The organism is Pseudomonas sp. B20(2017) (assembly GCF_002113125.1).
Classification (GTDB): Bacteria; Pseudomonadota; Gammaproteobacteria; order Pseudomonadales; family Pseudomonadaceae; genus Aquipseudomonas.
In genome coordinates this window covers 97886-123871 of record NZ_NEJP01000014.1, presented here as the reverse complement: position 1 = coordinate 123871, position 25986 = coordinate 97886, and the positions used below count along the sequence as shown (strand labels likewise).

The 25986-nt window shown below is 58.5% G+C and carries 21 protein-coding genes; 12 read left to right on the top strand and 9 right to left on the bottom strand.

Annotated features, from left to right (window positions below; genetic code table 11):
- Positions 1–20: 20 nt before the first annotated feature.
- The 6 genes from benC to CAF63_RS20590 all read right to left on the bottom strand — a co-directional run bounded on the left by benC (position 21) and on the right by CAF63_RS20590 (position 8623).
- The gene (gene benC, locus CAF63_RS20615; protein WP_085688273.1) at positions 21–1028 is read right to left on the bottom strand and encodes a benzoate 1,2-dioxygenase electron transfer component BenC; all 1008 of its coding nucleotides are present in this window, start codon (positions 1026–1028) and stop codon (positions 21–23) included.
- Between the two features lie 46 nt (positions 1029–1074).
- Complete coding sequence (gene benB / locus CAF63_RS20610; protein WP_011333747.1) at positions 1075–1563, bottom strand: benzoate 1,2-dioxygenase small subunit; 489 nt, start codon at positions 1561–1563, stop codon at positions 1075–1077.
- Positions 1563–2918, bottom strand: coding sequence for a benzoate 1,2-dioxygenase large subunit (gene benA, locus CAF63_RS20605; protein WP_085688271.1), 1356 nt, complete (start codon positions 2916–2918; stop codon positions 1563–1565). Before benA ends, benB begins: the two co-directional genes overlap by 1 nt.
- A 141-nt stretch (positions 2919–3059) precedes the next feature.
- Positions 3060–4016: an AraC family transcriptional regulator gene (locus CAF63_RS20600; RefSeq protein WP_085688269.1), complete on the bottom strand. Its 957-nt coding sequence runs from the start codon at positions 4014–4016 to the stop codon at positions 3060–3062.
- A gap of 189 nt (positions 4017–4205) precedes the next feature.
- Complete coding sequence (locus tag CAF63_RS20595; RefSeq protein WP_085688267.1) at positions 4206–6146, bottom strand: ATP-dependent endonuclease; 1941 nt, start codon at positions 6144–6146, stop codon at positions 4206–4208.
- Positions 6147–6496: 350 nt separating this feature from the next.
- Positions 6497–8623, bottom strand: coding sequence for a TonB-dependent receptor domain-containing protein (locus tag CAF63_RS20590; protein WP_085688265.1), 2127 nt, complete (start codon positions 8621–8623; stop codon positions 6497–6499).
- Positions 8624–8767: 144 nt separating this feature from the next.
- Between CAF63_RS20590 and CAF63_RS20585 the strand changes: the two genes are divergently transcribed.
- Positions 8768–9196, top strand: coding sequence for a hypothetical protein (locus CAF63_RS20585; RefSeq protein ID WP_085688263.1), 429 nt, complete (start codon positions 8768–8770; stop codon positions 9194–9196).
- Between the two features lie 55 nt (positions 9197–9251).
- Here the strand turns inward: CAF63_RS20585 and CAF63_RS20580 are convergent, their stop codons facing one another.
- Both CAF63_RS20580 and CAF63_RS20575 read right to left on the bottom strand, forming a co-directional pair.
- Complete coding sequence (locus CAF63_RS20580) at positions 9252–9533, bottom strand: hypothetical protein (RefSeq protein WP_085688261.1); 282 nt, start codon at positions 9531–9533, stop codon at positions 9252–9254.
- A 59-nt stretch (positions 9534–9592) separates the two neighbouring features.
- A complete protein-coding gene (locus CAF63_RS20575; RefSeq protein ID WP_085688259.1) occupies positions 9593–10363 on the bottom strand; it encodes an AraC family transcriptional regulator in 771 nt (256 codons plus the stop codon).
- Positions 10364–10603: 240 nt separating this feature from the next.
- Here CAF63_RS20575 and CAF63_RS20570 point away from each other — a divergent pair, with 240 nt between their 5' ends.
- The 7 genes from CAF63_RS20570 to CAF63_RS20540 all read left to right on the top strand — a co-directional run bounded on the left by CAF63_RS20570 (position 10604) and on the right by CAF63_RS20540 (position 19185).
- Positions 10604–12235, top strand: a complete 1632-nt coding sequence (locus CAF63_RS20570) for an APC family permease (protein ID WP_085688257.1) — start codon at positions 10604–10606, stop codon at positions 12233–12235.
- A gap of 22 nt (positions 12236–12257) precedes the next feature.
- Positions 12258–13184: a 4-hydroxyproline epimerase gene (locus CAF63_RS20565; RefSeq protein ID WP_085688255.1), complete on the top strand. Its 927-nt coding sequence runs from the start codon at positions 12258–12260 to the stop codon at positions 13182–13184.
- A 55-nt stretch (positions 13185–13239) separates the two neighbouring features.
- Positions 13240–14187 (top strand): dihydrodipicolinate synthase family protein, encoded by a 948-nt coding sequence (locus tag CAF63_RS20560; protein ID WP_085688253.1) that lies wholly within the window; start codon positions 13240–13242, stop codon positions 14185–14187.
- A gap of 80 nt (positions 14188–14267) precedes the next feature.
- The gene (locus CAF63_RS20555; RefSeq protein WP_085688251.1) at positions 14268–15860 is read left to right on the top strand and encodes an aldehyde dehydrogenase (NADP(+)); all 1593 of its coding nucleotides are present in this window, start codon (positions 14268–14270) and stop codon (positions 15858–15860) included.
- Positions 15850–17112, top strand: coding sequence for an FAD-binding oxidoreductase (locus tag CAF63_RS20550; protein ID WP_085688249.1), 1263 nt, complete (start codon positions 15850–15852; stop codon positions 17110–17112). The genes CAF63_RS20555 and CAF63_RS20550 overlap by 11 nt, the downstream gene beginning before the upstream one ends.
- A gap of 221 nt (positions 17113–17333) precedes the next feature.
- Positions 17334–18020: an EcsC family protein gene (locus CAF63_RS20545; RefSeq protein ID WP_085688246.1), complete on the top strand. Its 687-nt coding sequence runs from the start codon at positions 17334–17336 to the stop codon at positions 18018–18020.
- A 241-nt stretch (positions 18021–18261) separates the two neighbouring features.
- A complete protein-coding gene (locus CAF63_RS20540) occupies positions 18262–19185 on the top strand; it encodes a putative phage abortive infection protein (protein WP_143492477.1) in 924 nt (307 codons plus the stop codon).
- A 52-nt stretch (positions 19186–19237) separates the two neighbouring features.
- Here the strand turns inward: CAF63_RS20540 and CAF63_RS20535 are convergent, their stop codons facing one another.
- The gene (locus CAF63_RS20535; RefSeq protein WP_085688242.1) at positions 19238–20413 is read right to left on the bottom strand and encodes a XylR family transcriptional regulator; all 1176 of its coding nucleotides are present in this window, start codon (positions 20411–20413) and stop codon (positions 19238–19240) included.
- Between the two features lie 188 nt (positions 20414–20601).
- Here CAF63_RS20535 and xylA point away from each other — a divergent pair, with 188 nt between their 5' ends.
- The 4 genes from xylA (at position 20602) to CAF63_RS20515 (ending at position 25922) form a co-directional block, all read left to right on the top strand.
- Positions 20602–21918, top strand: a complete 1317-nt coding sequence (gene xylA, locus CAF63_RS20530; protein ID WP_085688240.1) for a xylose isomerase — start codon at positions 20602–20604, stop codon at positions 21916–21918.
- Between the two features lie 142 nt (positions 21919–22060).
- Positions 22061–23062 (top strand): D-xylose ABC transporter substrate-binding protein, encoded by a 1002-nt coding sequence (xylF, locus tag CAF63_RS20525; protein WP_085688238.1) that lies wholly within the window; start codon positions 22061–22063, stop codon positions 23060–23062.
- Positions 23063–23228: 166 nt separating this feature from the next.
- Positions 23229–24785, top strand: a complete 1557-nt coding sequence (xylG, locus tag CAF63_RS20520) for a D-xylose ABC transporter ATP-binding protein (RefSeq protein ID WP_085688414.1) — start codon at positions 23229–23231, stop codon at positions 24783–24785.
- On the top strand, positions 24786–25922 hold the full coding sequence (locus CAF63_RS20515) for a sugar ABC transporter permease (protein ID WP_085688236.1): 1137 nt from the start codon (positions 24786–24788) through the stop codon (positions 25920–25922).
- Positions 25923–25986 lie beyond the last annotated feature (64 nt).

Here is a 25986-nt window from a genome sequence, read left to right as displayed (position 1 = left end):
TCGCAATTCAGAAAGAAGACTCAGGCCGCCGCGAATTTCTCGTAGTAAAAGTTCGCCGGCGTGATGCCCTGCTCGCGGATGTACTGACTGACCGCCTCGACCATCGGCGGCGGACCGCACAGGTACACGTCGACATCGCCTTCGTTGAGGTGGCGCGGCTCGATGTGCTGAGTGACGTAGCCCTTGAGCGGGTGCTGGCTCTGCGGATTGGCCACGCAGGCACCGAAGCTGAAATTCGGGATGCGCGCGGCGAAGGCTTCGAGGCGGTCGAGTTCCACCAGATCTAAATCGTTGGTCACGCCGTAGATCAGGTGAACCGGGTGCTCGCTGCCCTGCTCGGCGATTTTCTCCAACATCGCCGTGAACGGCGCCAGCCCGGTGCCGCCGGCCAACAACAGCAGTGGACGCTTGATTTCGCGCAGGTAAAAACTGCCCAGCGGCCCGGCCAGATTCAGGCTGTCGCCGGCCTTGGCCAGCCCGGTGAGAAAGCTGCTCATCAGGCCGCCGGGGACATTGCGGATAAGGAAACTGACCTCGCCGTTCTTCTGCAACGAGCTGAAGGAATAGGCACGGGATTGCTCGCTGCCCGGCACTTGCAGATTGACGTACTGCCCCGGCAGAAACGCCAGTTTGCTCAGGGATTCACCCTTGAGCGACAGCGCGATGGTGCTTTCGGAAAGCTGACGAACATCGCTGATCGACGCCTGATAACTCGCCTGTTCGGTCTTGCACACCTGCGAACCCACCGGCACCCGCACCACGCAATCGCTTTCGGCGCGCATCTGGCAGGTCAGAACGTAACCCTGGGCCAGTTCGTCTTCACTCAGGGCGTCTTCGATGAAGTTGTCGCCCATGTCGTAACGCCCGGCCTCGGCGAAACACTTGCAAGTGCCGCAGGCGCCGTCGCGGCAGTCCAGCGGGATGTTGATGCCCTGGCGGTAGGCCGCGTCGGCAACGGTTTCGTGGCCCGAGGCCTCAATGAAACGGGTGACCCCGTCTTCGAAATTCAGTGCGATCTGGAAACTCATGGTGCACCTCGCTCACAGCGTCGAGCCCGGCTCGCCGCCGTCTCGATCAGATGTGGTAGATGTCGATGACCTGACGGACGTAATCGTTCTTCAGCACGACTTTCTTGGCCTTGATCAACGGCTGTTCGCCGCGCAGGTCGAGGGTGTAGAAGCTAGTGCCGAAATAACTGTCGGTGACCTGATAGCGAAAGCTCAGGGTGTGCCAGTTGAAGCGCACCTGGCATTGCCCTTCGCCCTGTTCGACGATCTCGATGTTGCTCAGGTTGTGCGAGGTGCGGGTGTCGGGAATGGTTGCGCTGGAGCGCTCGGTCTTGATCCGGAACACCCGGTCTTCGAGCCCGCCACGGTTGCCGTACCAGATCAGCGAGATTTCGCTTTGCGGGTCTTCGGTCAGGGTGTCGTGGTCGTCCCAGGCCGGCATCCAGAAACTGGCGTCGGCGGCGTAGAGTTCCAGCCACTGATCCCACTGGCCGTCGTCGAGATAGCGCGCTTCGCGGTAGAGGAAATCGCGCACGGTGTCGTAGAGGTTGCTCATCACACAGCCTCCACGGGGATCAGGTTTTTATCGCTGGCGGCAGCCTTGAGCATGGTTTCCTGCCAGTACTTGTGTTGCAGCACGAACAGGCCTTCGTCCTCGGTGCGCATGCCGGACAACAAGGGTTTGAGGTCGATTTCCTCGGCCGCCGCGTCCGCGCCTTCGACCCAATGGGTCGCGCCACGGGACATGTCGTTCCAGCCGCGCCCGGCGCCGTAGCCGGTCTGGCACGAACGGAATTCTTCGAGATCATCCGGGGTGGCCATGCCGCTGACGTTGAAGAAATCCTCGTATTGGCGGATGCGTTTGGCCCGGGCCTCCGCGCTTTCGCCTTTGGGCGCGATGCAGTAGATGGTGATCTCGGTCTTGTCGACGGAAATCGGCCGGGCGATGCGGATCTGTGAGCTGAACTGATCCATCAGGTACACGTTGGGGTACAGGCACAGGTTGCGCGAGTTCTCGATCATCCAGTCGGCACGGGCCTGGCCGAAGTCCCGCGCCAGTTCATCACGACGCTCGTAGGCCGGGCGATCTTCGGGGTTGGCCCAGCGGGTCCAGAGCAGCAGATGGCCGTGGTCGAACGAGTAGAATCCGCCGCCCTTCTTCGCCCAGCTGCCGGCGCTCATGGTCTTGATTTCTTCGCCGGCATCGCGCTGCTGACGCTGGTTTTGGGTGGCGGCGTAGTTCCAGTGCACGGAGCTGACGTGATAACCGTCGGCGCCATTTTCGGCAGTGAGTTTCCAGTTGCCTTCATAGATGTAGGAGCTGGAACCGCGCAGCACTTCCAGCCCTTCGGGGGACTGATCGACGATCATGTCGATGATCTTGGCTGACTCGCCCAAGTGCTCGGCAAGGGATTTCACATCGGCGTTCAGGCTGCCGAACAGAAAGCCTCGATAGGATTCGAAACGCGCGACTTTGGTCAGGTCGTGGGAGCCTTCGCAGTTGAAGCCTTCGGGGTAGCCGGCTTCGCTTGGGTCCTTGACCTTGAGCAGTTTGCCGCTGTTGTTGAACGTCCAGCCGTGGAACGGGCAGGTATAGCTGGAACGGTTGCCGGACTTGTGGCGGCAGAGCATGGCGCCGCGATGGCTGCACGCATTGAGAAAGGCATTGAGTTCACCGGCCTTGTTGCGGGCGATAAACACGGGCTGGCGACCCATGGTGAGGGTCAGAAAATCGTTGGCGTTGGGGATCTGGCTTTCGTGGGCGAGGTAAATCCAGTTGCCTTCGAAGATGTGCGCCATCTCCAGTTCGAACAGCCGTGGATCGGTGAACATCTCCCGCTTGCAGCGGTAGGCCCCCTTTTCGGGGTCCTCTTCAAGCATGGCATTGAGGTAGTCGATTCCCAGGGACATGGCCGGGGCCTCCATTGTTATTGTTCAGGCCAGGCCAGATTAGGGAGGCAACGCGGGCGGCAATATCCGAATCCTGCAGAGCGCTATCCGTTTTGTGCAGGACGGCGCGGCAGGTGCTTCAGATTGTTTCGGGGCGGGGATTCAGTGGCGGCGTTTGAAGGTCACGGACGGCAACTCGCCGAACTGCTGGCGATAGCTTTCGGAGAACCGGCCGAGGTGCAGGAAGCCGTAGTCCAGCGCCAGTTCGGTGAGGTTGCGCACCGGACAGCTCGGGTCGCTGAGGCAAGCATGAATGCGTTCCAGCTTGCGCTGGCGGATGTATTGCATCGGGGTCACGCCGAGCTGGCGTTCGAACAGCGCGTACAGGGAGCGCGGGCTCATGTTCGCCTGGGCCGCCAGGTGTTCGGCGGGCAGATCTCGCTTCAGGTTGCGTTCGATGTAGTCGAGGATCCGCTCGAAACTGACGCTCGGCGAACTCAGGCATTCACGGCTGACGTTGGTGTTCATCAGCGAAATCAGTTTGCTGCCGACGATCTGCGCGTAATGCTCCTGCACCCGCAGCAACGGGTCGCTGGCCTCGGCTTCCTGGCAGATCATGCCCAGCAGGTTGGTAAACCCTTCCAGCTCGTCGAGCCGGTAATGATTGCGCAGAAACCGGATGCCGCCGGCAGGATGCAGCCAGCGCTGCTCGTCGCACACCGACTCCAGCACGCTGACCGGCACCTTGAGGATGAATTTCTCGCAATCGTCGGAATAAGTCAGGTCGACCGGATCGTCCGGGTTGATCAACAGCAATTCGCCCGGCACCAGATGATGCTCACGCTGGTGCCCACGCCACAGGCAATTGCCTTGCAGCAGGACTTGCAGGTGATACACGGTTTCCAGCGCCAGCGACGTCACGCGAACGCTGCCGCCATAGCTGATGCGGCACAGATCGAGATCGGCGAGTTTGCGGTGGTTGAGGCTGGCTTGCGGGTGGGTGGTTTTGGACAGGCCGATGAAATGCTGGCCGACATGCTGGTTCACATATTCGGAGACGGCATACGGGTCAGCGTGGCGAAATACGCTGCTGCGGTCGCTCAGCAGGCGGCTGTCCATGGGCAAGGCACTCGATCTTGTCGTTATGGTGATGGTCACGGTTTACGCCATCACCGGTCACAGTACGCCGGCGTGCAGGATCGGGCAATTGGACGAAGGTTTGGCTGTCCGGTGATCGAACGATTTCATGAAATCGTGCCGGCAAACATACGGCACGACTGAATCCGGACCAGCGCCGCGCCAAGAACATCAGTCCAAAGCGCCACTCTCGATTTGGACTTGAAGCTTTCTAAATGCATCGCAAAAAAAATTAGGAATAAATTTCCCCTCACTCAATTTCAGCATGGATTTATTGACAATCAAGCCCATCAGTCTCTCCACCTTGTTTTTTATCAGGCCGCGCAATTCATCAAACTCCGAAATTATCAACTCTGCCAGATCATGCCCTCTCATCTGCAAATATTCTTTATCACCCTTCAGGCTAACACCTGAAATATACTCAACCTGGACATCATTTGCGCTCGGCCTTTTAAATAACTTGCAAACAAACCAATTCATGGATTCTTGCAGATGCTCAGGAGTACGCAACCATTCGCCCCACCCGACATCTGCACCGCAGTACTCAGAAATCGGGTATTTACCTATACACTCAAGATGCAACAACAACATTATACAAATAGGATCCAATGCGATATTTTCCAGAGAATAGGCGCTACCCTCACCCAAAACCACAACATTCTTTCCGGCAGTGTTCTTTCTGTCCCAATCAATAAGCCCCCGAACTGTTCTATCGCCCTCAGAAGATAATGCCTCCACCATCCCTTTCACTTGTTCGCAGTTACCCATTCCATTTACCAGATTCAAAAACTCATCAATCTTGTCTTTTTGAATCGCCTTTCCAAAAACCTGATTAAGTTTGTCAGAAATCTGCTGAGGGGGCATTTTTGGACCAGAACTGACGAATGTCAGAGCGATTCTTGAATCTAAAAAGCTAGAGCCATGGGGAATTGCACGGTAGACGGACTGATAAATTTCAGCATCATAAAAGCTCTCAACCAGCACCAGCCGCCTATTGAACGGATTCACGGATATCTGCGTTACGCCCTCAAGCAAAGTTGAAATCGCCAAATCCTTATCAACAGCGGAAACAACACCATCAGAAAGAGCATATAAAGAGTCATCTGGAGAAAGTGCAACTGTAGTAGGAGAATGCGTCGTTATTAATATTTTCGCGGAGAACTCACGACTAAACGAGTCCAGAAAGCTGATTAACTGAACGACCATAGATGGATGTAAAAAAGCGTCTGGCTCATCCATCAACAAAATTTTTGGCACGGCATCAGAGTTAGTGGCTGAAAACTGCGTAGCAAATGTCACCAAGGCGAGCCAAAGCAGAGCTTGCTCCCCAGACGAAAGATCACTCTCCTTAATTGGTGCTCCCGTTTCCCCCTCGTAGAAGCAGGCAATGTACTCATCTCCCGCTTCAGACGCTCCTGGAATTCCAACTGTTACCTTCCCGTTAAACGTTTTATCCAATATTTCATTTAGTACAACCCAAGGTTGACGACCATAGACAGCCTCAAACTCGTCATCGCTTACATGGTACGTTACCTTACCCCTAACATCCGAAAGCCACATTGCATATTCATTATCATGAAGCCTTTCAATATACCTGGTAAATATGGCGGTAATATTTTTCGAACCAAACAATTGAACTTCATAACCGTCATAATGATTTGAAATTTCATCATCACTAAGCTGACTTGGTTTTTTTGAAAGCTTTTCGGCAATACTACGAATTATGCGATGCGCTTCCTTGTATCCTATATCATTAGCGCCAAACCTTAAACTAGGCGTTTCTATACGATACGTATCAAGCTCCCGATCAAACTCAGGCTTATTTAACCTAAATCTGTCAAGGAGTGACTTCTTGCGAGCAGACACCTCCGACAAAACATACCGAGATTCAAGCTTTGGGACTAATGCCCCATGCGAAACAAAAAAAATCTCATCTCTGGAAATGTCAGGATCAGAAACAACCTCCACATCACCACTCTTTATACTTTCAAAAAGTCTGGTTTTACCACATCCATTTTTCCCAATCAAAACCGACACAGGCGTCTTTATTGAAAACGCCTCTTTAAGTTCAAAACCTTTAAACGCTTTATATCCGACAAATTTAACATCCATATACAGACCCACACCCTACAATCCAGGAAACTAATCCATAATAGCCTGCACCATCTGGGAAAACAAATCCATCACCCAGATAACAATAACATCCGACACAGACATCAACACTCATCAAGCACTACAACCATTAAAAACAGACCAATATCATACGGACAAAACAGAATGAATAACCCACCTTTTCAGCCCAACATTTCCGACATGCAGCCAGCGCTCAAACCACTCAAGAATCGCCAAAATCTTAATGCCAAAAAACCTATAGCAGGCAATTCCTATCAAACTAACATTCAGACACTTTCAATCATGCTCTAAATATACGACTTCAAAAAACTGGCCGTAACATGAACACCTCAGAGCAAACTCCACGACACCCCGACATACATCGCCATGCCCTCACCCGGCGTGGAGCGTGCGGCGTCCAGGCCTTTATCGTCATAACCCGGCGTAACGGTAGCGGCGTAGTGCTTGTCGGTCAGGTTGCGCATGTCCAGCCAGGTCTGCCAGTCCCCCTTGGGTGCGTTGTAGCCCAGCGTCGCGCCGAAGGTGGCGTAAGGATCGGCGTAGTAACTGTTGGCGTAATCCACTGCGGTTTTCGAGACCAGTTGCGTGTTGACGGCCGCGAAGAAGCCCTGCGGGAAGTCGTAGCGCAGTTCGCCCTGGTAGTAATGCATCGGCAAGCCCGGCAGGCGGTTGTCGCCGAAGCGATCGTCGTCGCGGTAATGGAAGTCGCTGAAGGTATAGGCCTGACGCAAGGTCAACTTGCCGCCATCGTTCGCTGACCACAGGTTGCTGTTCAGGCTGGCCTCAATACCTTGGTGCACGGTCGGGCTGGCGTTGAGTTCGTAAGGCGTGGTGGCGTTGGCGTCCGGCAACACCGAAAGCAATTCGTGGCGTACTTGGGCGTAGTACCACGCCAGGCTCCATTCGCCGAGCGCGCTGTCGCCGCGGCCGCCGAGTTCCAGAGTGGTCGCAGTCTGGTTCTGCAGTTTGATGGGGTCGCGTTGGGTGCCGGTGGCGGCACCGCTGCCGGCCGGGAACCGCACGTTGGAGCTGTAGATCAGCGACCACGGATGCGGCGCTTCGACCGAGCGGCTGAGGTTGCCGAACAGTTGCAGGTCCGGCGTCACCTGATAGCGCAGGCCCAGACGGGGCGCGTAGTCCCAGTCACCGAGGCTGGTCTTGCCGCCACCTTCGGGATAGGTCACGGCGCTTTCGCGTCGGGTGTAGATCGCGGCGAGGCCGGTGGTCAGCCACAGGTCGTCGGCGATTTCCAGGTCGTTGCCCACGTGCAGGACAGAATCCGAACCCTGATAAGTGAAGTTGCGCATGTGAGTGCCCGGCGCATAGCTGGCGGTGTTGCCGGTGGGAATTCGTACAAGTTCGCTGGCACCGTCGTTGGGCAGGTGTTTGGTCACCCGCAGGCCCACGGTGCTGTTGCTCTCCATGCCCCAGAGCGTGTCGCGGCGCTTGTAGTCGAACGTGCCGCTGACATCGGTGTACGCGACCTTCAAGCGGTTCGGGCCTTCACGCAGATCCATCGGGTAATCGTGATAAACCAGACCGGTCTGGATGCTCGAATCGTCGTCGATGTAGAACGTGGTCTTGTTACCGATGAAGGTGCTGCCGGGCTGATCGCGGCTGTCGTTGCGCGTCACGTAGGCCGGGTTGGCCGCGCGCGGATCGTGTTCGATAGAGTGCTTGGTCACCCGCCCGGCGAGGTCGTTGTCGGTCTCGCGGTGACGGATGTAGAAGCGGGTTTCCAGATTCGGATTGAAGCGATATCCGAAGTTGGCGATCACGCCCTGGCTCTTGCTGGCGGTGTGATCCTGATAACCGTCGGAATGCGCGTCGGTCATCGACAGGTAGTAATCGAAGTCGCCCACAACCTGACCGGAGCTGATTTGCCGCTGGGCATAACCGTGGCTGCCCATGACGTAGCGCACATTCAGCAGCGGCGCGTTGTAACCCGTGTGGCTGACGTAATCGACGGCGCCACCGAGGGCCAGGGCACCTCGATCAAAGCCGTTGGCACCGCGCAGCACTTCTACATGGTCGAGCCACAGCGGCTCCAGTAATTCATAAGGCGTACCGCCGGGGCCGGTCAGCGGCAGACCGTCGAGCATCGTGTACAGCCCCGAGGCGTGGGCGCCGGGGGCACGGTTGATGCCCGAACCACGGATCGAGATTTTCGTCCCTTCGTTGCCCGCCGACTGGGCATAGACACCGGGCTGATACGCCAGCACGTCCTGATTGCTGGCGACCCTGCCCTGCAATGGCTGGCGCATATCGACCACATTGCTGCCACCCGGCACCTCGGCCAGACGAGCCTTTGCCTCTTCCACCGACGCATCTTCACCGCTCTGATCCTCGGCCCCGATCAGCACTTGCCCCAGTTCCAGCCCCTGGGATTGCGCCTTGACCGGACAGACAAGAGCCAGCCCCAACAAGGCAGCGGGCAGGGTTTTGAGCGAAGGCATCGGGTGAACTCCAGACAGGCGGGAACGGACAGTGACAACTGCGACGCATGAAAGAACGAAGGAAACACATGGCGATTTGGTTTTTTGTCAGGTAAACAGGCGCCTGAAATTCGGGGCATTGATTTGAACAAGGGAGATGCAGGGATGGCCGAAGCAGTATTGAAGTCGAAGATGGCCAATTTTCTGGTGACCGACGCTGAAGTGAACTACGACGATGTGGGCGAATTCTACGAGGTCGTGGGAAGCGGCAATGTCGGCGTACTGGCCGGGGTGCTTGAGGGATTCAAAAATCACTATGGCGGATTGTGGGTGGGCGGCAGAGTCACCGTCACCGAAAACGCTGTTTACTTGAATGCCAATGCCATGAACCGCATGGTTCAGGACGGGACACTGGATGTCGAGATACCGATGCCGGCGATCCGCAAGGTCACCGTCGAAAGCGGTTTCGTGACGAAGATCGTCCGTCTCGACACAGACGCCTACAGTGTCAAATTCCGCTGCTACGGTGCCAAGGACGTTGCCTCGCTGATCGCCAGGCAGGCTCTTTCGCAATCATTGAGACGCGCGCGGTAGTTCTGTCGCAAGACAACATCGCCACCGGTTCTTGAGGTGGCGACTCAATCCTCAGTCAATTCTTGCAATTGGCCAACACCACCTGACAGGTATCCGGCGTTCCCCCGGAGCGCCCGGCGTAACGCATGCAATTGGCCATGGATTTTTGCCGGGCCATGTTCAGGCTGGAGCCCCAGGCCAGACCGCCCTCCCCGACCGTCGGCAACGCCTTGGCGTAACAGCTGTCGCCAACGCCTGATGTCGGGTAATGCGTTCTGTTCGAGCATCCCGAAGTCAGTATCACGCTGAAGGCGATCAAGAGCCACGCCGAGCAGTGAAGCGCGATTGTTCTGCTCATCCCGTTCCCCCCCTCGAAAGACGACCGCGATCCATTGAGTCTAGTCGCTGCGTCCGTATTCACTGGGCGGTCGCCTGCCGATACTGACGCGGTGTGAAACCGGTCGACGCCTTGAACTGGCGAGTGAAGGCGCTGTGATCGGTGTAGCCGCATTGCAGCGCCACTTCGGTGATTGGCAGCTCGGTATGCAACAAGCGATGGGCATGTTCCAGCCGCACTTTCTGGATCATCTGCCTCGGCGTCAGGTGGAACACCCGTTTGCAGTAGCGTTCCAGTTGCGCCACCGAAATGCCGGCGATCCGGGTCAGCTCGCCCAGCGTCACCCGACGATTGAAATGCGCGCGGATGTGTTCGTCGACCGCCGCCAGGCGCTGAAACGCCGGGTGGGTTTCGCTGGCCGATTGCAGATCCACCGAAATCCCCGCGAGGCCGATGATCTCGCCGTCGCGGTTGTACAGCGGACGTTTGTGCGTCAGGCACCAGCCCGGTTCGCGACTGCCGTACAGGTGCAGTTCCAGCTGATCCTCCAGCAAAAATCCCTCTTCCAGCACCCGCCGATCCTGCTCGGTGTAACCCGGCCCAAGTTGTGCCGGAAACACCTGCGCACTGGTTTTCCCCAGCAGCGGTTTCAGGTCCTTCAGGCCACAGCGCTGCACCAGTGTGCGATTGGCCAGAACGTAGCGCGCCTGCACATCCTTGATGAAGATCGCCGCGTTCGGAATCACGTCCAGCATCGGCAACAGCGGTGCCACGCCGGCCAGCAGCGCCTCGAGGGTATGCGGCCGATGGCGCTCGTCGCCCTGGCAGAGGATCGCAAACGCGTTCTGCATGTGAAGGTCTTCCCCGGTGAGTGGATCGGCCTGAAAAGGTGCCCGCCCTGAGGCGTTCGCGTGCAGATTGCAGCAACGTTTGCGGCGTGTCGAGCGCCGCTGTCTTTCTTCGCAACTGTGCCGATTTCGTCATCCGCAGCTGCGCAAAACATCAATCGCCCGACGCCTGATGAGTTCACTGTTTAGCCGTTCCAGTGACTTCACACCTGCCTATCCAATAACTCACAAGAAGGCGATGCCATGTCAGGCCAAGGCAAGTTCAAAAAACAACTTTCATTGATCGACCTCACCTTTATCGGGTTGGGGGCGATCTTCGGTTCCGGCTGGTTGTTCGCAGCCAGCCACGTGTCGGCGATTGCCGGGCCTGCGGGGATTTTCTCCTGGTTGCTGGGCGGGTTCGCCGTGTTGCTGCTGGGCATCGTCTACTGCGAACTGGGCGCGGCATTGCCAAGGGCCGGCGGTGTGGTGCGTTACCCGGTTTATAGCCACGGGCCGCTGCTCGGTTACCTGATGGGCTTCATTACGCTGATCGCGTTTTCCAGTCTGGTAGCCATCGAAGTCGTCGCTTCGCGCCAATACGCCGCAGCGTGGTTTCCCGGCCTGACCAAGGCCGGTAGCGGTGACCCGACCCTGCTCGGCTGGCTGGTGCAGTTCGGCCTGCTCTGCGTGTTTTTCCTGCTCAACTACCGCAGCGTGAAGACCTTCGCCAAGGCCAACAATCTGGTCAGCGTGTTCAAGTTCATCGTGCCGCTGCTGGTGATCGGCGTGCTGTTCACTTTCTTCAAACCAGAAAACTTTCAGGTTCAAGGCTTCGCGCCTTTCGGGCTTTCGGGCATCGAGATGGCCGTCTCCGCCGGCGGCGTGATCTTCGCCTACCTCGGCCTGACCCCGATCATCTCGGTGGCCAGCGAAGTGAAAAATCCCCAGCGCACAATCCCGATTGCGCTGATCCTGTCGGTGCTGCTTTCCACTGCGATCTACGTGTTGCTGCAAACCGCCTTCCTCGGCGGCATCCCGACCGAATTGCTCGCCAATGGCTGGGCCGGGGTTTCCAAGGAATTCGCCCTGCCGTACCGCGACATCGCCCTGGCGCTGGGCGTGGGCTGGCTGGCGTATCTGGTAGTGGCGGACGCGGTAATCTCCCCCAGCGGCTGCGGCAACATCTACATGAACGCCACGCCTCGGGTGATCTACGGCTGGGCGCAGACCGGCACGTTTTTCAAGGTCTTCACCCACATCGACGCAAAGTCCGGCATCCCGCGTCCGGCGCTGTGGCTGACCTTCGCCCTGTCGGTGTTCTGGACCCTGCCGTTCCCGTCGTGGGAAGCGCTGATCAACGTGGTGTCCGCCGCGCTGGTGCTGAGCTACGCCGTTGCTCCAGTGACCGTCGCCGCGCTGCGTCGCAATGCACCCGACATGCCGCGCCCGTTCCGGGTCAAGTGCATGGGCGTGCTGGGGCCGGTGTCGTTCATCATCGCTGCGTTGATTGTCTACTGGTCGGGCTGGAGCACTGTGTCCTGGCTGCTCGGCCTGCAAATCCTGATGTTTGTCGTGTACCTGCTCTGCGGTCGCTTTGTGCCGACGGCTCATCTGAATCTTCGCCAGCAGGTGCGTTCCTCCGCGTGGCTGATCGCGTTCTACGCCGTGACCATCGTCCTGTCGAAACTCGGCACCTTCGGTGGCCTGGGCATCCTCACCCATCCATTCGACACCCTGGTCGTCGCGGCTTGCGCGATGGGGATCTATTACTGGGGCGCGGCCACCGGCGTACCTGCGCATCTGGTGCGTCTGGAATCCGAAGAGGATGAAAGCGAAGTCGCTTCGACGTCCCCTGCCTCTGCCGCCAATCCGCGCACTGCCGGCGCTTACTGAAATCACTTAACGGAATCTTTCCATGAAACGAGTACACGTCATTGATTCCCACACCGGCGGCGAACCCACGCGCCTGGTGATGAAGGGTTTTCCCGAGCTGCCCGGCCGCACCATGGCCGAGAAGCGCGATGCCCTGCGCAACCAGAATGACCAGTGGCGCCGCGCCTGCCTGCTGGAACCGCGCGGCAACGATGTGCTGGTGGGCGCGCTGTATTGCGAGCCGGTGTCACCGGACGCCACCTGCGGCGTGATTTTCTTCAACAACGCCGGTTACCTCGGCATGTGCGGCCACGGCACCATCGGCCTCGTTGCATCGTTGCAACACCTGGGGCTGATCGCGCCGGGCGTGCACAAGATCGACACCCCGGTCGGCCCGGTCAGCGCAACGCTGCATGAAGACGGTGCCGTGACACTGGGCAACGTGCCGGCTTATCGATTCCGTAAGCAGGTGGCGGTGGAAGTGCCGGGGTATGGCCGCTTCCTCGGTGACGTCGCCTATGGCGGCAACTGGTTTTTCCTGGTCTCCGAACACGGCCAGACGCTAACGATGGACAACGTCGAAACCCTGACCGACTTCACCTGGAAAATGCTCAAAGCCCTTGAGGACCAAGGCATCCATGGCGAGGACGGCGTAATCATCGACCACATCGAACTGTTCGCCGATGACGCCGAGGCCGACAGCCGCAACTTCGTCATGTGCCCCGGCAAAGCCTACGACCGATCCCCCTGCGGTACCGGCACCAGCGCCAAACTGGCGTGTCTGGCCGCCGACGAAAAACTCGCGCCGGGCGAGCGCTGGGTGCAGGCAAGCATCACCGGCAGCCAGTTCGAAGGTCGCTTTGAATGGGAAGGCGAGCGCGTCCGCCCCTACATCACCGGCCGCGCCTACATGACCGCCGACAGCACGCTGCTGATCGACGAAACAGATCCGTTCGCGTGGGGCATCTGAGCCGCTGCGCCGCATTTTCAAACCCATCTGAATGACCGTTCCAAGGAGAACAATAATGAGCGACAACATCTTCACCGGCTGCATGCCCGCCCTGATGACCCCGTGCACCGCCGCGCGCAAACCGGACTTCGATGCGCTGGTGGCCAAGGGTCGCGAGCTGATCGACATCGGCATGAGTGCGGTCGTGTACTGCGGTTCCATGGGCGACTGGCCGCTGCTCACCGAAGCCGAGCGTCAGGAAGGCGTGGCGCGGCTGGTGGCGGCCGGGATTCCGACCATCGTCGGCACCGGCGCGGTCAACACCCGTGAAGCGGTGTCCCACGCCGCCCATGCGGCGAAAGTCGGCGCGCAGGGCTTGATGGTGATTCCTCGAGTGCTGTCCCGTGGCGCTTCGGCGGCAGCGCAAAAAGCCCACTTCGCGGCGATTCTGCAAGCCGCACCGAACCTGCCGGCAGTGATCTACAACAGCCCTTACTACGGCTTTGCCACCCGCGCCGATCTGTTCTTCGAACTACGCCGTGAATACCCGAACCTGATCGGCTTCAAGGAGTTCGGCGGTGGCGCCGACCTGCGCTACGCCGCCGAGAACATCACCTCCAAGGACGATGCCGTGACCTTGATGGTCGGTGTCGACACTCAAGTGGTGCACGGCTTCGTCAACTGCAACGCCACCGGCGCCATCACCGGCATCGGCAACGCCCTGCCCCGCGAAGTGCTGCAACTGGTGGCCCTGAGCAAGCAGGCGGCCAAGGGTGACGCCAAGGCCCGACGTCAGGCCCGCGAGCTGGAATCAGCGCTCGCGGTACTGTCGTCCTTCGACGAAGGCACGGATCTGGTGCTGTATTACAAACACCTGATGGTGCTTAACGGCGACAAGGAATACACCCTGCATTTCAACGAAACCGACGCCCTCAGCGACTCCCAGCGTCGTTACGCAGAAGCCCAGTACGCGCTGTTCCGTCACTGGTACGAAAACTGGTCGGCGGAACAGAACTTCGCCTGACCTGCCGCTGTGCTCAAGCCCGCCGCCAACCACGGCGGCGGGCCTTATTCGTGACCTGCTTTATTGATAAGGAATGCGCCATGACTCTGACGGGCCAACTGCTGATCGGTCAGCAAACCCTCACCGGCGACCGCGACGTCATCCACGGAATCAATCCCGCCACCAACTCGCCTTTGGAACCGGCCTATGCCGGCGGCTCTGCCGAGCATGTCGAGCAGGCTTGCGCACTGGCCTGGGCGGCGCTCGACCGTTATCGCGAGACATCGCTCGAGGCACGAGCCGAATTCATTGAAACCATCGCGGGCGAAATCGAAGCGCTCGGCGACGAACTGATCGACCGCGCCATGGCTGAGACCGGCCTGCCGCGCCCGCGCCTGCTGGGTGAACGGGGTCGCACCTGCCAGCAACTGCGTCTGTTTGCCCGCACCGTGCGGGCCGGTGAATGGCTGGATGTGCGAGTCGACACCGCGCAACCGCAACGCCAGCCAATGCCGCGTTCGGATCTGCGTCAGCGGCAGATTCCACTGGGCCCGGTGGCCGTGTTTGGCGCGAGCAACTTTCCACTGGCGTTCTCGGTGGCCGGTGGCGATACCGCTTCGGCCCTGGCCGCCGGTTGCCCGGTGATCGTCAAGGCCCACGGCGCCCATCCCGGCATCAGCGAACTGGTGGGTCGCGCCGTAGCGCGGGCGGTCAAGGCCTCTGGTTTGCCGGATGGTGTGTTCTCGTTGTTGTACGGCTCCGGTCGTGAAGTGGGGATTGCGCTGGTCAGCGATCCACGGATCAAGGCTGTCGGCTTCACCGGTTCGCGCAGTGGCGGTCTCGCGTTGATCAAAGCGGCTCAAGCCCGGCCCGAGCCAATTCCGGTGTATGCGGAAATGAGTTCGATCAACCCGGTGTTGCTGTTTGCGGCAGCGCTGCAAAATCGCGCCGAAGCGTTGGCCCAAGGCTTCGTGGCTTCGCTGACACTGGGCGCCGGTCAGTTTTGTACCAATCCCGGTCTGGTCATCGCCCGCAAGGGGCCGGCGCTGGACGCCTTCATTGGCGCCACCACCGAACTGATCCAGCGCAGCCCCGCTCAGACCATGCTGACGCCAGGGATCTTCAACGCCTACGAATCCAGCGTGAATGCCCTCGCGGAAAATGCCCGGGCGCGTATTGCCGCCGTCGGCCAGCTAGCGACGGAACCGAATCAGAGCCAGGCCCATGTGTTCGTCACCGGCGCCGCCGACTTCCTCGCCGATCATTCGTTGCAGGCCGAAGCCTTCGGCGCCGCGTCCTTGATCGTGCAATGCGCCAGCGACGCTGAAATCCGCCAAGTGCTCGAACAGCTGGAAGGCCAACTGACCGCCACGTTGCATGTCGATGACGAGGATCTGGAACAGGCCCGCGCATTGCTGCCAACCCTGGAGCGAAAGGCCGGACGCCTGCTGGTCAACGGCTGGCCGACCGGGGTCGAAGTCTGCGATGCGATGGTGCATGGCGGGCCCTTCCCGGCGACTTCCGATTCGCGCACCACGTCGGTAGGCACCGCTGCGATCCTGCGTTTCCTGCGCCCGGTCTGCTATCAGGATTTCCCCGACAGCCTGCTGCCGACCGCGCTCAAACACGCCAATCCACTGTCGCTGTGTCGCTTGCTCGATGGCCAAAGGGAAACCGCGAAAAATGCCGAATAACCCGCACGACATGGCCGTGGTCGGCGCCGGTATCATCGGCGTCGCGAGCGCCCTGCGCCTGGCCCGTCAGGGTTTGCGGGTGGTGGTGATCGACCCGCAGGAACCGGGCCACGGCGCCTCGTTCGGCAACGCCGGGCACCTGGCGACCGAGCAGGTGTTTCCGATTGCCGACCGCTCGATCCTCAAGCGCCTGCCGGCCATGCTCATAGACCCGATGGGCCCGCTGCGCCTGGACTGGAAATACCTGCCCCGCGCCCTGCCCTGGTTTGCGCGGCTGTTGCTGAACCTGCGCTCGGCGCCGTTCCAGCGCACCGTTGCCGGGTTGCGGGCGCTCAATGAAAGCTCGCTCGACGCCTGGCACCGCTTGCTCAACGACATTCAGCGCCCCGAACTGCTGAAGATGGAAGGTTCGCTGCTGGTGTTCGAACGACCCGACTCGCGTCCGGTCCTCGAAGCGTTACAGCGACGCATGCAACAGCAACAGGTGCCGGTCGATTGGTGGCAGGCCGGTGCGGTACGCGAGACCGCGCCGCAACTCAGCGACCAGATTCAGGGCGGACTGTTTTTCCCGAACACCGGGCACTTCATCGATCCCTACCGCGTTGTGCGTGAGTTGGTGGAAGCGGCGAAAGCCAGCGGCGTGCAGTTTCTGAAACAGGCGGTTCAGGGCGGACAACTGCACGCGCATGGTGTCAACCTGATGACCGGCACCGGCACACTGTCCGCTCGCCAGGTGCTGATCGCCTGCGGCGCCCACTCGGCAAAACTCACCGCCGCACTGACCGGCAAAAACGTCCCGCTGGACACCGAGCGCGGCTATCACCTGATGCTGCCTCACGAACACAACCGACTGCCCTTCCCCGTCACCTCGCTGGAACGCAAATTCATCATGACCCCGATGTCCGAAGGGCTGCGCCTGGCCGGCACCGTCGAATTCGCCGGCCTCGAAGCCCCGCCGACCATGGGTCGTGCATGGCAGTTGCATCGGTTGAGCAAGGGGTTGTTTCGCAAGGATCTGAATGTCGAGGCAGCCACACCGTGGATGGGGTTTCGGCCGTCGCTGCCTGATTCGTTGCCGGTGATTGATCGGGTGTGTGACGGGAGGGTGTTGCTTGCGTTTGGGCATCAGCATCTGGGGCTGACGCAGGCGGCGGTGACGGCGGAGATGGTTGGGGGGATGGTGTTGCAGGATGCAACGAGTCCCATTCGAAGAGAATCAGTGATTCAGGCTTACCGACTAGACCGCTTCTGAGGGCATACCCCGTCATCGCGAATGGCTGCAGATTGGCATCGAATCAAGAAGTCGGTCGTAGGGATGCCTGTAAGTCCTCTGGAGTCTTTTCGTTCGAGTTCTCTCTCGACCAGCGAAGCAAATCACGGAGTGCAATGTTATTTTGATATCATTTGTGTCACTCTTTTAGTCAGCACTCCGCCTCAAAGCCTCTGATAAAAATTCATCGAATGGAATCTAGAATGACCACAGAAAAAGACGAAAACAGCTCTTCCTTGATGAAAATGGTAGAAGCCATTGCCATCAGCCCTCACGACGCGCGTGAGCTCGTTCAACAATACAAGGATCAGGCACGCAGTTCGATGCCCTCCGCGACGGATGAGAAAATCCAGGAAATCATCGTTGACAAGATCATAAGTCGCTATTCCAAACTGGCCGCAACGTCTGGCGCCGCTACCGCTCTTCCGGGTGTCATTCCTGGCATCGGTACCGCGGTAAGCGCTGTGGGAGGCGGACTAGCGGATATATCAGTCTGCATGAAGCTGCAGATCGACATGACTATGTGCTTGGCAATCGCCATTAACGGCAAGATGTCCAACGAAGATGCGAAGCACATGTCGTACATCATCGCGTTGTGTGGATCCTTGGAACAGTTGGGCTCTTCTGGTGCCACCAAGATCGCCAGCAAGGCTGGCGTACGCATGGTTCACCAGTATTTGAAAGGTCCAACGCTTCAGCTAATCAAGGAGCTTTTTGCGAAAATCGGAATTTCGTTCACTCAAAAAGCTGCCGCTAAAGTTATCCCCTTTGGTATAGGGGTAATCATCGGTGGCAGCGCTAATTACGCGCTCACTGCTTATGTAGGCAAAACTGCTCGCGACACTTTCCGACTGCACCTGAAAGAAGAGATGACCACGGAGCAATCGTAGGCAACCCAATGAGCCGCCGTCGTTGCTAATGCCCCTCTTCAAGAGTCATCAGCGACCCATCAACCGATTTTCTGCAGGATCGGTTTATGGGTCGCCACACAATTAACAAAACGCGCAGGATAGCGAAAACTTGTTAATTCGAAGTACCTGTACACCTAGATGTCTCACCTGACCACGACCTCCAACTTCAGCAACTATCACGCCAGCATTAAACGCCAGCCTGAAAGGTTTCATGACATATATGAATCTAGAACAGAAATTTGAGAACCTCACCCCCGCAGTTCTATTCAAATGGCTGGCATGGATACTTGCCTTCGCCACAGCAGTCGTCGTAGTGGTTTTCACATTCTATTTTATGGAATTTAATGGGAAATTCAGTAGCAAACATTCTGACTGGGGAACATTCGGAGATTTCATAGGAGGAACCCTGAACCCCTTACTCAGTTTCCTGGGTTTGATTGCCCTCCTGTTGACAATCGTTTTGCAAAGCAAAGAACTCGAGTCGACCAGAAAGGAGTTAGAGCGCTCCACGTCAGCACAGCAGAAATCAGAAGCAGCATTGAACGAACAGGCAAGAACACAAATCAAGCAACAGTTCGAAGGGACTTTTTTTTCGCTACTGGATCAACACAATAAAACACTGGACAAGATCTCAACCCCAACGGGAAAGTGGACGAACGGGAGATCAGACATAGATATTGTAAGGCAAGCTGTTTTTTATAACTTCGCCACAAATCTTGTGGACGCGAAGAACAACCTGGAAAGCAAAAACGGCCTGTGTGGGCATTACTTCAGAAGTCTATACCAAATACTGAAATTCATCGCAACCAACGTACCTGACAGCACCATCGGAACAAACTTCAACGAACACACCATTAAAGAAAGCGCACTGTCAGCAAGCGAAAAAATGTACAGCAACATTGTTAGATCATTCCTGAACTACGACACCACTCAACTTCTCGCTATATATTGTTATTGCAGCCCAACAGATACATATTGGAAATTCAAGCTCTTGATAGAGCGGTATGCCTTTCTAGAGCACATGCCTTTTGAAATTGACAACCACAGCAACAAACTACTCTTGGACACTCAACATTTTTACGAACTTTCCGCCTTCGACAAAAGCCAATTCAAGAGCGTGCTGGACGCCAAAGAGGCTGATTAAGCAATCATTCAGTTGAAAAAAAACCGGAAGAAAATTTGAGGAACTCGCGTCGCTATCTGGCGCCCTGCTGATATTCACGGGGCGTACACCCGAACTCTCGGCGAAACACCGTGTGCAGGTATTGAGCGGACTTGAAACCGCACGTGCGGGCAACGTCCGCAATCGCGGTGTCGGTTTTTTCCAGCCCGCGAGTGGCCGCCGCCAGTTTGAAACGCAGAATCTCGTCATGCACGCTGCAACCACGCACCGTGCGAAAGTGCGACTCCAGCGATGAGCGCGACACGCCGACATAAGCCGCCACTTGCGCGGTCTTGATGCCCTGACAAGCATATTGGCGGATGAACAGCAGGGCTTGCATGACGTACGGGTTGCCCAAGGGCTGGTGCAAGCTCGACACCTGCACGTTGATCGCTTCAGGCGGGATCAGGACATGCTCGCCCGTTGACGGCTTACCGTGGAGCATCTGGTGCAGCAGTTGCGCGGCGGTACGGCCCATGGTTTCGGTGCCCTGGATCACTGAACTCAGCGGGACCCGGGTCAGGCTGCGGGTCAGCGGGTCGTTGTCGATGCCGATCAACGCCACTTGCTCCGGAACGGCGATTCCGGCGGTCAGGCAGGCTTGCAGCAACTGCCGGGCGCGGGCGTCACTGACGGCGATGATGCCAATGGGCTTGGGCAGGCTCTGGAGCCAGGCAATCAGCTGTTCGACGGCGCTGTCCCAGAGCGGCGCGCTGGTGCCCATGCCGCGATAGACCTCGGCGTGCAAGCTGTCCCGCTGCATCAATCGCAGAAAAGCCTTTTCGCGCTCCTGGGCCCATCGATTGGCCTGCGCCTCAGGCAGGCTGAAGCAGGCGAACCGTTGCAGTCCGGCCTCGATCAAATGCTCATAAGCCATGGTGATCAGCGCGTTATTGTCGGTCGCGACGTACGGGATCCCTTGGGGATAGGCGCGCTCATCCTGGTAAGAACCACCCACCGCCACCACGGGCAACTTGATGTCGGCCAGCGCCTCGCCAATCAGAGGATCGTCGAAGTCGGCAATGATCCCGTCACCCTGCCAGCGCTCGATGCCTTTCAAGCGGCAGAGAAAGTCCTCTTCCAGGAACAGATCCCAGGACGCGCGCGTGCTGCTCAGGTAGTTGCCGATGCCGCTGATGATGCCGCGGTCATAGATCTTGCTCCCGTTGAATAACAGGGCGATGCGGTGAACAGGCGGTACGGTTTTCATTGTTTTTATGCTTGTTCCGGGCCCCTTGCCGTAGAGGCGGTCTGCACAGACTAGGCGCGCAGAGGGCGAATCTCAATACGCAAAATCGCACTGCGTGTTGGTGATTTTCGTAATCGGCAGGCATGGGGCCGTTGCTAGTATCGGGATACGCCCAAGAACAACAACCAAGAACAACAAGGACATTGCCAATGCCGTACTTCCCCGATGTCGACCGGATTCGCTACGAAGGTCCTGCCAGCGATTCGCCCCTCGCCTTCCGTCATTACGACGCCGACAAAATCATCCTCGGCAAGCCCATGCGCGAACACCTGCGCATGGCTGCCTGCTATTGGCACACCTTTGTCTGGCCGGGCTCCGACGTGTTCGGTGCAGGGACATTCAAGCGCCCGTGGCAACACGCCGGTGACCCGATGGAAATGGCCATTGGCAAGGCTGAGGCCGCGTTCGAGTTTTTCACCAAGCTGGGTATCGATTACTACTGCTTTCATGACACGGATGTCGCCCCCGAGGGCAATTCGCTGAAGGAGTACCGCAACCACTTCGCGCAAATGGTCGATCACCTGGAACGCCATCAGGAAGAAAGCGGAATCAAGCTGCTGTGGGGCACCGCCAACTGCTTCAGCAATCCGCGCTTTGCCGCCGGTGCCGCCAGCAACCCGGATCCTAAGGTGTTCGCCTGCGCCGCTGCCCAGGTCTTCAGCGCCATGAACGCGACTCAACGCCTCAAGGGCTCCAACTACGTGTTGTGGGGCGGTCGCGAGGGCTACGAAACCCTGCTCAACACCGACTTGAAACGCGAGCGCGAACAGCTGGGTCGCTTCATGCGCATGGTGGTCGAGCACAAGTACAAGATCGGCTTCAAAGGTGACCTGCTGATCGAGCCCAAACCGCAGGAGCCAACCAAGCACCAATACGATTACGACAGCGCCACGGTGTTCGGTTTTCTCCAGCAGTTCGGTCTGGAAAAGGAAATCAAGGTCAACATCGAGGCCAACCACGCGACCCTGGCCGGTCACAGTTTTCATCACGAGGTGGCGACGGCCGTCTCGCTGGGGATTTTCGGCAGCATCGACGCCAACCGGGGCGATCCGCAAAACGGCTGGGACACCGATCAATTCCCCAACAGCGTCGAGGAAATGACCTTGGTCACCTATGAAATCCTCAAGGCCGGCGGTTTCGGCAATGGCGGGTTCAACTTCGACTCCAAGGTACGCCGCCAGAGCCTCGACGAGATCGATCTGTTTCATGGTCACGTCGGCGCCATGGACGTCCTCGCCCTGTCGCTAGAGCGGGCCGCCGCCATGGTCCAGAACGATCAGCTTCAGCGACTCAAGGATCAACGCTACGCCGGCTGGCAGCAGCCGTTCGGCCAGGCGGTCCTGAAAGGCGAGTTCAATCTTCAGTCACTGGCCGAGCACGCCTTCGCCAACGAACTGAATCCGCAAGCCGTCAGCGGCCGGCAGGAAATGCTCGAAAACGTCGTCAACCGTTTCATCCATCGCTGATCGCCAACGAGGACAGCGGGCGCTGTGACATTTGCGCGACAAATCTGTAGTCCGTTGCGTCTGCTGATTCTCTACAGTTCTACCAGCCCGATATTCATCGTCAGGCCGTGTCTTTCAAACAAAAATAAAAGGACGCACCACCATGAAGAACGTAAAACGCACGCTGTTTGCCGGCGCCCTGGCGTTGCTTTCGCTGCCGGTTATGGCCGACGCTGCCCACCCGAAAATCGGCTTCTCCATTGATGATCTGCGCCTGGAACGCTGGTCCCGTGACCGGGATTACTTCGTTGCCGCGGCGGAAAAAATGGACGCCAAGGTCTTCGTGCAGTCGGCCGATGCCAACGAGCAAAAGCAGATTTCGCAAATCGAAAACCTCATTTCCCGTGGCGTCGATGTCATCGTCATCGTGCCGTTCAACGCTACCGTGCTGACCAATGCGGTGGCCGAAGCGAAGAAAGCCGGGATCAAGGTCGTGTCCTATGACCGCCTGATACTCAACGCCGATATCGACGCCTACATCTCCTTCGATAACGAAAAGGTCGGCGAAATGCAGGCAAGCGGCGTGCTGCACGCAGCGCCCAAGGGCAATTACTTCCTGCTGGGTGGCGCGCCCACCGACAACAACGCGAAAGTCCTGCGCGAAGGTCAGATGAAAGTGCTGCAACCGGCCATCGACAAGGGCGATATCAAGATCGTCGGCCAGCAATGGGTGAAGGAATGGAACCCGACCGAGGCGCTGAGCATTGTTGAAAACGCCTTGACCCGTAACGACAACAAAATCGACGGCATCGTCGCCTCCAACGACGCCACGGCCGGCGGTGCCATTCAGGCCCTGGCAGCTCAGCAACTGGCCGGCAAGGTGCCGATCTCCGGGCAGGACGCAGACCTGGCAGCGGTCAAACGGGTAATCGCCGGCACGCAAACCATGACCGTGTACAAGCCGCTGAAACTGATCGCCTCCGAAGCCGCCAAACTTTCGGTACAACTGGCGCGCAACGAGAAACCCGCCTACAGCTCGCAGTACGACAACGGCAGCAAAAAAGTCGACACCATCCTGCTCACCCCGACTCCGTTGACCAAGGACAACATCGACCTGCTGGAACAGGACGGCTTCTATACCAAGGCGCAGATCGCCGGGCAGTAACCAAGGCATCAATCCCTGGTTATGCGATACCTCTTGTGGGAGCGAGCCTGCTCGCGAAGACGGTGGTTCAGCTTGCATCACGATTGAATGTGCTGACGCCTTCGCGAGCAGGCTCGCTCCCACAAAGATCAGTGCCATGTGAGTCTTTGTTATGCGAGCCCTGTCCATGTCCGACTACCTGCTGCAAATGAACGGCATCGTCAAAACCTTCGGCGGTGTCAAAGCGCTCAACGGCATCGACCTCAAGGTCCGGCCGGGTGAGTGCGTCGGGCTGTGCGGCGAGAATGGCGCCGGCAAGTCCACGCTGATGAAAATCCTGTCTGCGGTCTATCCCCATGGCACCTGGGACGGTGAAATCCTCTGGGACGGTCAACCGCTCAAGGCGCAATCGATCAGCGAAACGGAAGCCGCCGGCATCGTCATCATTCACCAGGAACTGACGCTGGTGCCCGACCTGTCGGTGGCCGAAAACATTTTCATGGGCCATGAACTGACACTGCCGGGCGGGCGGATGAATTACCCGGCGATGATCCATCGCGCCGAAGCCCTGATGCGCGAACTGAAAGTGCCGGACATGAACGTGTCACTGCCGGTTTCGCAATACGGCGGTGGTTATCAGCAACTGGTGGAAATCGCCAAGGCCCTGAACAAACGCGCGCGCCTGCTGATCCTCGACGAGCCGTCATCAGCCCTGACCCGTTCGGAAATCGAGGTATTGCTGGACATCATCCGCGACCTCAAGGCCAAGGGAGTGGCCTGCGTCTACATCTCCCACAAACTCGATGAAGTGGCCGCCGTGTGTGACACCATTTCGGTGATCCGTGACGGCAGACACATCGCAACGACCGCCATGGAAAACATGGATATTCCCCAGATCATCACCCAGATGGTCGGTCGGGAAATGAGCAATCTCTACCCCACCGAACCACACGACATCGGCGAGGTAATTTTCGAGGCGCGTCACATCACCTGCTACGACGTCGACAATCCCGCGCGTAAACGGGTCGACGATATTTCGTTCACCCTCAAACGCGGGGAAATCCTCGGCATCGCCGGGCTGGTCGGTGCAGGCCGCACCGAGCTGGTGACCGCGTTATACGGCGCCTACCCCGGTCGTCATGAAGGTGAAGTGTGGCTGGACGGTCAACTCGTCGACACCCGCACGCCGCTCAAATCAATCCGTGCAGGCTTGTGTCTGGTGCCCGAAGACCGCAAGCGTCAGGGCATCATTCCCGACCTGGGTGTCGGCCAGAACATCACCCTGGCCGTGCTGGACAGTTTCTCGAAACTGACCCGCATCGACGCCGAAGCCGAGCTGGGCAGCATCGATCGGGAAATCTCGCGCCTGCACCTCAAGACCGCGAGCCCGTTCCTGCCGATCACCAGCCTGTCCGGCGGCAATCAACAGAAAGCGGTGCTGGCCAAGATGCTGCTGGCCAGACCCCGCGTCCTGATTCTCGACGAGCCGACCCGAGGGGTAGATGTCGGCGCCAAGTACGAGATCTACAAGCTGATGGGAATGCTGGCTGCCGAAGGCGTGTCGATCATCATGGTGTCGTCGGAACTGGCCGAAGTGCTCGGCGTTTCCGACCGCGTACTGGTGATCGGTGAAGGCCGGTTGCGCGGTGACTTCATCAACCATGAACTGACCCAGGAGCAGGTGCTCGCTGCGGCACTCAGCCAGTCTGAAAACCATAACAATAAAGATCGGAAATCCGCGTAAATGAACCAGGTCAAACAACTCTTCACCCGTTACAAGATGCTCGCGCTGGTGTTTGCCGTGGCGGTTATCTGGCTGTTCTTCAGCTGGCAGACCGAGGGCGGATTCCTGACACCACGCAACCTCTCCAACCTGCTGCGCCAGATGTCCATCACCGGGATTCTCGCCTGCGGCATGGTACTGGTCATCATCAGCGGCGAGATCGATTTGTCAGTCGGCTCTTTGCTGGGGCTGCTCGGTGGCGTGGCAGCCATTCTCGATGTTGTCTACCACGTACCGCTGCTGGCGAACCTGAGCCTTGTCGTGGTGTGCGGACTGCTGATCGGCCTTGCCAACGGTTACATGGCGGCGTACCTGCGCATTCCTTCGTTCATCGTGGGGCTGGGGGGAATGTTGGCTTTCCGGGGGATTTTGCTGGGGATCACGGGCGGGACGACCATTGCTCCGGTGTCACCGGAACTCGTCTACATTGGCCAGGGTTATCTGCCACATGCGGTCGGCGCGGGTCTGGGCGTCCTGCTGTTCGCACTGACGCTGTTCCTGACCTGGAAACAACGGCGCAATCGCGCCCTTCACGGCCTCGCGGCGCACTCGCTGGTGCGCGACGTGGCACGCGTGTTGTTGATCGGCGCGGTGCTGGCCGCCTTCGTCCAGACCCTCAACAGCTATGACGGCATTCCGGTGCCGGTCCTGCTTCTGCTGATCCTGCTGGGCGGATTCAGCTACGTGACCAGCCAGACCGTGTTCGGCCGACGCGTCTATTCCGTGGGCAGCAACATGGAAGCGACGCGCCTGTCCGGTATCAATGTGCAGGCCGTGAAGCTGTGGATTTTCGGGATCATGGGCGTGATGTGCGCCTTCGCCGGGGTGGTCAACACCGCCCGCCTGGCCGCCGGCTCGCCCTCGGCCGGCAGCATGGGCGAACTTGACGCCATCGCGGCCTGCTTCATCGGCGGCACCTCAATGCGCGGCGGATCCGGCACCGTCTATGGCGCGTTGCTCGGCGCGCTGGTCATCACCAGCCTGGACAACGGCATGTCGATGCTCGACGTCGACAGTTACTGGCAGATGATCGTCAAGGGCAGCATTCTGGTGCTGGCTGTTTGGGTGGATGTGAGTACGCGGACCGGGCGGCGGTGAAATGAAGGCATCTCTGAAAATGCGAAAAGCCTGCTTTTGAAAGCAGGCTTTTCGTTACGCCTGG

Excerpts from the sequence above, each read along its gene's own strand:
- benC (WP_085688273.1), bottom strand. The coding sequence starts at position 1,028 with ATGAGTTTCCAGATCGCACTGAATTTCGAAGACGGGGTCACCCGTTTC.
- benB (WP_011333747.1), bottom strand. The coding sequence starts at position 1,563 with ATGAGCAACCTCTACGACACCGTGCGCGATTTCCTCTACCGCGAAGCG.
- benA (WP_085688271.1), bottom strand. The coding sequence starts at position 2,918 with ATGTCCCTGGGAATCGACTACCTCAATGCCATGCTTGAAGAGGACCCC.
- CAF63_RS20600 (WP_085688269.1), bottom strand. The coding sequence starts at position 4,016 with ATGGACAGCCGCCTGCTGAGCGACCGCAGCAGCGTATTTCGCCACGCT.
- CAF63_RS20595 (WP_085688267.1), bottom strand. The coding sequence starts at position 6,146 with ATGGATGTTAAATTTGTCGGATATAAAGCGTTTAAAGGTTTTGAACTT.
- CAF63_RS20590 (WP_085688265.1), bottom strand. The coding sequence starts at position 8,623 with ATGCCTTCGCTCAAAACCCTGCCCGCTGCCTTGTTGGGGCTGGCTCTT.
- CAF63_RS20585 (WP_085688263.1), top strand. The coding sequence starts at position 8,768 with ATGGCCGAAGCAGTATTGAAGTCGAAGATGGCCAATTTTCTGGTGACC.
- CAF63_RS20580 (WP_085688261.1), bottom strand. The coding sequence starts at position 9,533 with ATGAGCAGAACAATCGCGCTTCACTGCTCGGCGTGGCTCTTGATCGCC.
- CAF63_RS20575 (WP_085688259.1), bottom strand. The coding sequence starts at position 10,363 with ATGCAGAACGCGTTTGCGATCCTCTGCCAGGGCGACGAGCGCCATCGG.
- CAF63_RS20570 (WP_085688257.1), top strand. The coding sequence starts at position 10,604 with ATGTCAGGCCAAGGCAAGTTCAAAAAACAACTTTCATTGATCGACCTC.
- CAF63_RS20565 (WP_085688255.1), top strand. The coding sequence starts at position 12,258 with ATGAAACGAGTACACGTCATTGATTCCCACACCGGCGGCGAACCCACG.
- CAF63_RS20560 (WP_085688253.1), top strand. The coding sequence starts at position 13,240 with ATGAGCGACAACATCTTCACCGGCTGCATGCCCGCCCTGATGACCCCG.
- CAF63_RS20555 (WP_085688251.1), top strand. The coding sequence starts at position 14,268 with ATGACTCTGACGGGCCAACTGCTGATCGGTCAGCAAACCCTCACCGGC.
- CAF63_RS20550 (WP_085688249.1), top strand. The coding sequence starts at position 15,850 with ATGCCGAATAACCCGCACGACATGGCCGTGGTCGGCGCCGGTATCATC.
- CAF63_RS20545 (WP_085688246.1), top strand. The coding sequence starts at position 17,334 with ATGACCACAGAAAAAGACGAAAACAGCTCTTCCTTGATGAAAATGGTA.
- CAF63_RS20540 (WP_143492477.1), top strand. The coding sequence starts at position 18,262 with ATGAATCTAGAACAGAAATTTGAGAACCTCACCCCCGCAGTTCTATTC.
- CAF63_RS20535 (WP_085688242.1), bottom strand. The coding sequence starts at position 20,413 with ATGAAAACCGTACCGCCTGTTCACCGCATCGCCCTGTTATTCAACGGG.
- xylA (WP_085688240.1), top strand. The coding sequence starts at position 20,602 with ATGCCGTACTTCCCCGATGTCGACCGGATTCGCTACGAAGGTCCTGCC.
- xylF (WP_085688238.1), top strand. The coding sequence starts at position 22,061 with ATGAAGAACGTAAAACGCACGCTGTTTGCCGGCGCCCTGGCGTTGCTT.
- xylG (WP_085688414.1), top strand. The coding sequence starts at position 23,229 with ATGTCCGACTACCTGCTGCAAATGAACGGCATCGTCAAAACCTTCGGC.
- CAF63_RS20515 (WP_085688236.1), top strand. The coding sequence starts at position 24,786 with ATGAACCAGGTCAAACAACTCTTCACCCGTTACAAGATGCTCGCGCTG.